Annotated in this window: 9 protein-coding genes; all 9 read right to left on the bottom strand. The window is 30.5% G+C overall.

The window, feature by feature from the left end:
• Positions 1 to 200 precede the first annotated feature (200 nt).
• Entirely contained in the window at positions 201 to 668 is a 468-nt protein-coding gene (locus ZA05_RS00540) for a hypothetical protein (protein WP_053989917.1), read from the bottom strand.
• A gap of 151 nt (positions 669 to 819) precedes the next feature.
• Positions 820 to 1,506: a hypothetical protein gene (locus tag ZA05_RS00535; RefSeq protein WP_053989916.1), complete on the bottom strand. Its 687-nt coding sequence runs from the start codon at positions 1,504 to 1,506 to the stop codon at positions 820 to 822.
• Positions 1,507 to 1,655: 149 nt separating this feature from the next.
• Positions 1,656 to 2,240, bottom strand: a complete 585-nt coding sequence (locus ZA05_RS00530) for a hypothetical protein (protein WP_053989915.1) — start codon at positions 2,238 to 2,240, stop codon at positions 1,656 to 1,658.
• 145 nt (positions 2,241 to 2,385) lie between these two features.
• The gene (locus ZA05_RS00525; protein WP_053989914.1) at positions 2,386 to 3,027 is read right to left on the bottom strand and encodes a hypothetical protein; all 642 of its coding nucleotides are present in this window, start codon (positions 3,025 to 3,027) and stop codon (positions 2,386 to 2,388) included.
• A 155-nt stretch (positions 3,028 to 3,182) separates the two neighbouring features.
• Complete coding sequence (locus ZA05_RS00520; RefSeq protein ID WP_053989913.1) at positions 3,183 to 3,638, bottom strand: hypothetical protein; 456 nt, start codon at positions 3,636 to 3,638, stop codon at positions 3,183 to 3,185.
• Between the two features lie 152 nt (positions 3,639 to 3,790).
• Positions 3,791 to 4,768, bottom strand: coding sequence for a DUF1444 family protein (locus ZA05_RS00515; protein ID WP_053989912.1), 978 nt, complete (start codon positions 4,766 to 4,768; stop codon positions 3,791 to 3,793).
• A 164-nt stretch (positions 4,769 to 4,932) separates the two neighbouring features.
• On the bottom strand, positions 4,933 to 5,340 hold the full coding sequence (locus ZA05_RS00510; protein WP_053989911.1) for a hypothetical protein: 408 nt from the start codon (positions 5,338 to 5,340) through the stop codon (positions 4,933 to 4,935).
• A gap of 241 nt (positions 5,341 to 5,581) precedes the next feature.
• On the bottom strand, positions 5,582 to 6,013 hold the full coding sequence (locus ZA05_RS00505; RefSeq protein ID WP_053989910.1) for a hypothetical protein: 432 nt from the start codon (positions 6,011 to 6,013) through the stop codon (positions 5,582 to 5,584).
• A 159-nt stretch (positions 6,014 to 6,172) separates the two neighbouring features.
• Positions 6,173 to 6,748 (bottom strand): hypothetical protein, encoded by a 576-nt coding sequence (locus ZA05_RS00500; RefSeq protein ID WP_053989909.1) that lies wholly within the window; start codon positions 6,746 to 6,748, stop codon positions 6,173 to 6,175.
• Positions 6,749 to 7,721: the final 973 nt, after the last annotated feature.

Raw genomic sequence — 7,721 nt, 5'->3', positions numbered from 1 at the left:
TTTTAGTTTATAAAATTCCTCAAAACTTACTCGCTGGCCAAAGACATTAATCTCTTTTTCGTGATAATGGTAATGTGCTACAACGGTTTGTGTATAGTTTCGTTGCGTGAAAATCCGCAGGATTTTCGTGATAAGAAACTAAGATAATAAAGTTGCGAGGAAAATCGTAAGCAATGAATTATACACGGTGTTGTGCGTATTTATTTAAATTCAATTACATTGGACTTATAATTCATTAGGTCATCTTTTAAAATTAAAATACCTTTATAATATTCGGCTTCAATTCTATTTCCTCCAAGGTTTCGATAAATAACTTGACCATTTTTTATTTCCGATTTTAGTTCTGCTAATCTTTTATTTGCTACTTTTCCTTCTTCCTCAATGAAATGAGAAATATTCAGTAATTCACAGTTTTTGGAACGGATAATATTAAGTTCAAATCTGGTCAATATTTCTATCAGTAAATCGTATATATCGGAATTTTTAAGAATCGTTTTTTCCTTACCTGTTGAATAGTTGTATGTTATTTCAACACTTTTTTGATTTAATTCATTTATTTCAACATAATTTTTGTCGCTAAAAACTATAATTTTAAACTTATCATAAGTCAATTTATGATTGTATTTTTCGGCTAATAGTTTTATATGTTCTTTTAATTTTAGTAGCATTAAAATAATTACGCACAACGGTTTGTGTATAGTTTCGTTGCGTGAAAATCCGCAGGATTTTCGAGTTAAGAAACTAAGATAGTAAAGTTGCGAGGATTTTCCGTGAGGAAAATCGGAAGCAATGAATTATACACGGTGTTACAAAACGTTTTTATTTATTTTGAGTATAGTCACAATTTTCGTCAATAATTATTGTTTTGCTTATATTGTGATAACCTACCATTTCTTCTCTAACACTTAAATTGCCGTAAAAATCATATAGAAGCCTTTCCTTAAAAATTCCAAAAGGAACATTCTTTTTATTTTTCCATTTTTCATAAGCAGTTGGAAAGTAAAAAATGGGTAAGTGAAATTTAGTATTCTTATCAATTATATAAATCTCTGTTCCGAGTTTTTTTCTTTTTCGTTTTTTAGGTTTTATAGAGGTCAATTTATACCTGCTATATTCAGTTCCATCAATTATTGTATCATTAAGGTTGAAAAAATCATATTCCTTAATAAGAGTTTTAAAAGGATAGTTGTAGCCCCTGACATAGTCGCAATCAACATTAATAAATTCAGCTTTGTTTAAGTCAGATTTTAAAAAATTAACATTAAATGATAATCCATTTTGGTCTTTAAAATCCATTTGATAATTTAAACTGTCTAAGTTTGTAATTACAGCCAAATAGTTGTTCTTTTTTGAGTTTGTAAAGTAGTACCTCGATATAGTTTTCTCAGTTAGTGAATCTTTGTAAAAAGTTAATTTATATTCAATTAAATAATCAAATTCATATTGTTTTTGAGAGAAACAAAATAATGTTGATAAAGTTAAGAGTAGTATTGGAAGGTGTTGCATTAAATGTTTTGTAACGGTTCGTATAACCGTCGGTTATCGGTTTGGTTTACTTTGTTTTTCGGTTTAGCACTGTCGTTAGCAATTCCGAGTGGATTCGGACGTGGTCGAATCCGCCGTAATTGCGGTTATACGTTGTTACCAAACGGTTTTTATAATCCGACATAATCAGTTTCTTTTATTTCCAATTTACCAAGTCGGTTATTATTTATTTTAATCGAATACCAAACTCTCCATTGATTGTCAGTATCAGGAACAGCTAAGTCCGAAGTCAGATAAATATTGGTTCCCACAATACTGTCAATTTCTGTTGAGAAAAGATTGCATTCGGCGTAAAATTCAGGAATCAGTTTTTTTTCAAAGTTAGTTTTGTTGATTTGTTTTTTGTTAACAATTGAGTCGGTCAAGAGTTTTAAATCAGTTACCATTTTATGAGAATGGTCTAAATAGACTTGTTCTCCTTTTTGAGATAAATTCCTAACAATTGAACTATCGTTTAAACTATAAGTTTTTATTTCAAGAGTATGTTTTAAGTCCAAAATTTTAAATTCTTTTTTGCTTGAAATAGTGTCGAGAATTAAAGCCCAATAATTATTAATTGTATCGATTTGCCTTTTTGCTTTTACCGTTTCTAATACAGTTTTCTGTTCAAGTTTAGATTGGATTTTGTCCGACTTTTTTTGGTCGCAACTTGATAGAATTGAAAATATTAAAACTAAAATTAGAAGTTGTTTCATTGTTTGGTTTTCAACTGTTTGGTAACGGTTTGTGTATAGTTTCGTTGCGTGAAAATCCGCAGGATTTTCGGGTTAAGAAACTAAGATAGCAAAGTTGCGAGGATTTTCCGAGAGGAAAATCGGAAGCAATGAATTATACACGATGTTACCTGCTGGCTTTTTTATTATTAGTATTAATATCTTCTTGTATTTGAGAAAGGGGCATGAAAATACTGTCAAGATTATTTGAGGTGCCTAAATCTCCGCTTATTTCGGAAAGTGTTGAACCAGCCAAAGCAGTTCCTGTAATTACAATATCAGCTGTCAGTAAACCATATTTAGACCAAAATCCCTCAGGTCTATATTTTATTTGTGTTATTGAGTTTTTAAGAAATTCATTTTTTAGGTCAAATACATTCGACCAATTATTAATATGGAGTCTTCCAATTAATTTGCTTTTCAATGATTTCTTTAACTTAATTTCAATTTCGGTTTTATCTTTTTCAAATTTCTTTTCTCTGATGGAGAATTTTAATTTTTCAAAGGGGATTATAGTTTGGTTGTTTTTTAGGTGAGTACAAATTATTTTACGGTCTTTAAATTCTACACTTTTTATAAAGTTCTTTTGTCTATTTAAGCATCTTTTATTTGAGTATATGTCAATGAGTAAAATTGATGTCGATAAAATTGATAGAAATAGATTTACGTTGAAATAGAATAAAGAGATAATAACTAATATTTCTACTATGATTAAAGCCTTAAAGTAGTTCTGTTTATTCTTCAAGTTGTCTCGTTCGAATTTTTTCATACTTTTTCAGCTTGCAGGTAACGGTTTGTGTATAGTTTCGTTGCGTGAAAATCCGCTAGGATTTTCGTGTTAAGAAACTAAGATAGCAAAGTTGCGAGGATTTTCCGATAGGAAAATCGGAAGCAATGAATTATACATGGTGTTGTAATGCGTTTTTATTCTATTATATTTTTATGGATATCAGTTTGATAAATTTGGTTTTTAAAATCGTTCTTATCAATTAAAGAGTCTATTTTTTTATTAAAATCAATTTCATAAATATTTTTGTCGGATTCAGCTATTTTGATAGGGAAACAGTCATTTATTTTAATTGCAAGCTTTTCAATTTGTCCATTAGGCAAATCCTCAATTAAGTGAAAAATGGTATCATTTTTTTCATAATATAGGTAGAGAACATCTTTTCTGTTCACAAGACCTTTACCTCTGCGGGAATTCGGTTTTAGCTTTTCCACAATTCCGTAAACTTTGAAGTTACCTTTTTTAATTTCTTCCAATTTACTCTCCCCTTTTTTCTTATCAGCAAAATTTCCGGCTATTAAAAGGCCAGTAATAACAACTGAAAAGACAGTAATCTGCTTTATGGAGTATTTTGGCTTTTTTTTCTTTCCCAATTATTTTTTTTAATGCATTACAACGGTTGGGCTATGGCAGTTGGGGATTTTAAGCTCCAGCTATTCGGTTAAGACCGACCTTTGTTTTATGTTCATAATTTCGATTTATCACTTTTGCCCCAATTGCTTATAGCCGTTGTTGTATGCTGTTTTTAATTTTTTTCAGTCATTAATTCAGTTAATTCCATAGGCGAAATCACGTTTATTTCCCCATTTTTGTCAATTACATTAATTTTAGTAAAATTACCATTGTAATACCAATAGAAATCATTTGAAATTGGTTGGGGATGTTGGTTATAGAATTGTTCAACTACAGGTTTAAACCTTTGAATGAACAGAATAAAATCAATAGGTTTTTCTTTCGAAATCTTACAGAGATTAACAATTCCTTTGTTTGGTATAGCAACAACTGAACCCCATTCTCCAATAAATTCAGGCGCGTTGTTTTTTAAATCAAGAGCAAGACTTGCTCCATAATCTTCATTTTCTATAAAATTGACTTCAATTTTTTTGTCATTAACGTCAATTGATTCAGTCATTTTAGTAAACTCTTGTTTGTTTACATTACTTTGCGCTATTTCAAAAACTTCATCAACAGTTTTATTCCATAAGTCAAACATATCTTTTTGAATGGGTGTGAAGACTGATGGTAAATCAAGCATTAGAAGTGAGACAGTTCCATTTAAATGTTTTTTAGATATAAGATTTTCAGTTCCACCATTTTGATTTACAAAGCTCTCTTGATAAATTCTAATACTAAAATAGTCCACTAAAGTCTCAAACTTATTTGGGTCAAGTTGCTTTTGTTTTTCCATTGACTCATGCATACTGTTGAAATGCGAAGTAATTAATTCACTCCAATCTTTTTTATCCAATTCAGCACACTTTAAAATCAAGTTATGAAGATTTAATATCGAGTAATCCTGTCCTTTCTCTAACTCAATAACTCCCTCTTTTATTGAAGAAATTTTATAATTTTTAGAAATAACTTTAACAGATTCATCTACTAAATATTTATAATCCTTTTCAGATATTTCTTTTTCGTAACCTTCAGGGAATGAGTAGTCAATTTTTTGCGCAGACAAATTAATTGATGTTAGAAGTATTAGTAAGGTCAATATTTTATTCATTCAGTTCAGTTTTTCTCAAATGGCATACAACGGTTTGTGTATAGTTTCGTTGCGGGAAAATCCGCTAGGATTTTCGGGTTAAGAAACTAAGATAGTAAAGTTGCGAGGATTTTCCGTGAGGAAAATCTGAAGCAATGAATTATACACGGTGTTGGCACACGTTTTTATTTTTCAATTTTTATTTTTTGAAAATCCACTGAATTATTCAACTCAGCTTCAATCTTTTCTAAGTCCGTATTATTGTTTCTAGCCATTATGAATACAAAATCCCAAATGTCACGAGTAATGGTTATTTTCCCATTTGTTGATTTACAAATTATCCAAATTTCATCAATCATCTCAATTGCACCGCCAGATTCGAATCCAAGTCTGTCAATTGTCATTAATAATTTTCCAAGCAAATAATCCGTATTCTTGGCTGTTGAAAACCGAATCATGTAATCGTCAGTTTCTTTGTCAAAAGTCGGCATGAATTCATACTCTAAAACTTCATGATAATTTTCGTCAACCGAATATTTGTCAGTAGGCTTTTTCTTTTTTAGTCCAAGTTTTTCGAGTATTTCTGTTATCATTTTTAATTCTGACTAACGTCAAATTTTTAGTTTATAAAATTCCACAAAATTTACACGTTAGCCAACGAAATTAATCTTGTTTTCCTGATATTGTGAATGTGTGCCAACGGTTTGTGTATAGTTTCGTTGCGTGAAAATCCGCTAGGATTTTCGGGTTAAGAAACTAAGGTAGCAAAATTGCGAGGATTTTCCGTGAGGAAAATCAGAAGCAATGAATTATACACGGTGTTGTATGCAGGCTTTATTTTATTTTATTTTTTGCATCAGGTCCATAAATCTCAACTTTAAATTCAATAATTGAATGGTCAGTTTTTGTCAATTTTACAATGTGCTGATGACCATGCCAGTTATTAAGCTTAAAATATCCAAATCTACCAACTGTGTCTTGATCATAAGTTACAATGAAAGTGTTTTTTCCATATTCTTTGTATTTCAAACCAGTTTGCTGACCGCTTGAAATAATTTTTTTCAAATGTTTATAATCAGTTGACCAGTAAACATCTATTTTATCTTTTTGTAAGTCGTCTGAAATTACAAAGTCAAAAGAATTCTTATTGAGAGATTCTCTTACATCATAAAATCTTTTGAGTGAAATCAGATAGTAGATTAAAACTGCTAATCCAAGAGCTAACACAATTGTTAGTATATAGGCTAAAACTTTTCTTTTAGTCATTTTTAGTTAAGCGCTTGCATACAACGGTCCGTATAACCGTCAGTTATCGGATTAAATATACTTTAATTTTGGTTTAGCACTGTCGTTAGCAATTCCGAGTGGATTCGGATGTAGTCGAATCCGCCGTAATTGCGGTTATACATTGTTGTGCACTGGCTTTTAGTCAGATTGATGTATCCAATATAATTCTCCATTTTTATATGTTATGATTCCACCACCAGCTTCTTCTTTTCCAACATATAAACTTGGTCTTTCCAAAGTCACGGTTTTATCACCAATTAATTCTCCGTCTTCTACTAAAATTTCAAAAGTTTCTTTGTCCGAAACTATACACCATAAATCTACCCAGCCAATAGCATTAGGGAATCCTTTATATTTCTCTATTCCACAACCAATTGAAATTAAGTCTTGACCTTTTTCTTCGATTATTAGTTTAGGACAGCTTTTATTATCAAAATATATTTTTTCGATTATTCCGTTTCCGTTTAAGTCAAGATTTATTGTGTCAGTTATACAGTATTCTTTGTGGTTTTTAAAATCAAAATATTCAGGGTGTAAACAGTCAGATGTTATTTTGTCTTCAGGTTTTTTAGACTCTACACTAACAATATCTGGTTGTTCAAATTGCTTTTCTTGAGATTTGATTTCGGTTGTGCTTAATTTCGAATCAGTCGTTTTGTTTTTGCAACTTGAAATAGCAATTAAGATTAAAATTAAAAAGAAGTAATTTTTCATTTAGTTAGATTTTCCGAGCTTGTGCACAACGGTTTGTGTATAGTTTCGTTGCGTGAAAATCCGTAGGATTTTCGTGTTAAGAAACTAAGATAGTAAAGTTGCGAGGATTTTCCGCGAGGAAAATCGGAAGCAATGAATTATACATGGTGTTGTAGCACGTTTTTTTGTTTTTATTTTGATCTATACTCGGAAAATAGAATAAAGACAACTACATAAAATATAGTTCCTAAAACCATTAGGGTTAGTTTTCTTCCCAAGGTTTTATCCTTCTCTTTGGGATTGTAATGTGTTCGATAATTAAAATTGTATTTGCCAGTCAACTTAATCAATATTAAAAACAAGGGACCTAAAAAGAATAATATTAGGTCATTTTCAGGGTATGTATCCTTATTATTCATACAATTTTTGTTTTTATATTTTCATATTGTCTTAGTGAATTATTTTATTTTTTATTCTGATTGTCATAAAAATACTGGTTACTACAATCCATGTTAGTAAACAATCCCAAAACAGGTTGTCGATTGTCCAACCTGAATTTGGAATAGGGCAGTCTACCATGAATTCATGGTAATATGTAAATGGGAAACCGATTTTTAAATCGTATTTATCGGTCAGTCGGTGTAGGGGAGAGTTGATTTGAAAAAGTACAGTCAAAAATGAGATTGAAAAAAATATCAAGATGGACAAAAGTGACCCGTAAATTATTGTTTTTCTCATATTTTGCCATGTCTTCTTTAATGTGCTACAACGGTTTGTGTATAGTTTCGTTGCGTGAAAATCCGCTAGGATTTTCGTGTTAAGAAACTAAGATAGTAAAGTTGCGAGGATTTTCCGTGAGGAAAATCGGAAGCAATGAATTATACACTGCTTAAGTTTACAAACTATTATTTTAGAAGCATTAATCAGAAAGAACAAAAGAGAGGAGTAAGGTTCAGATACACTGTGAAGGTTGGACTTCGACAACATTGAAAAT

This window comes from Mangrovimonas sp. TPBH4 (assembly GCF_001280505.1).
Classification (GTDB): Bacteria; Bacteroidota; Bacteroidia; order Flavobacteriales; family Flavobacteriaceae; genus Mangrovimonas_A.
Note: the sequence above shows the minus strand (reverse complement) of the source record. Positions and strands in the feature narration are given on the sequence as shown.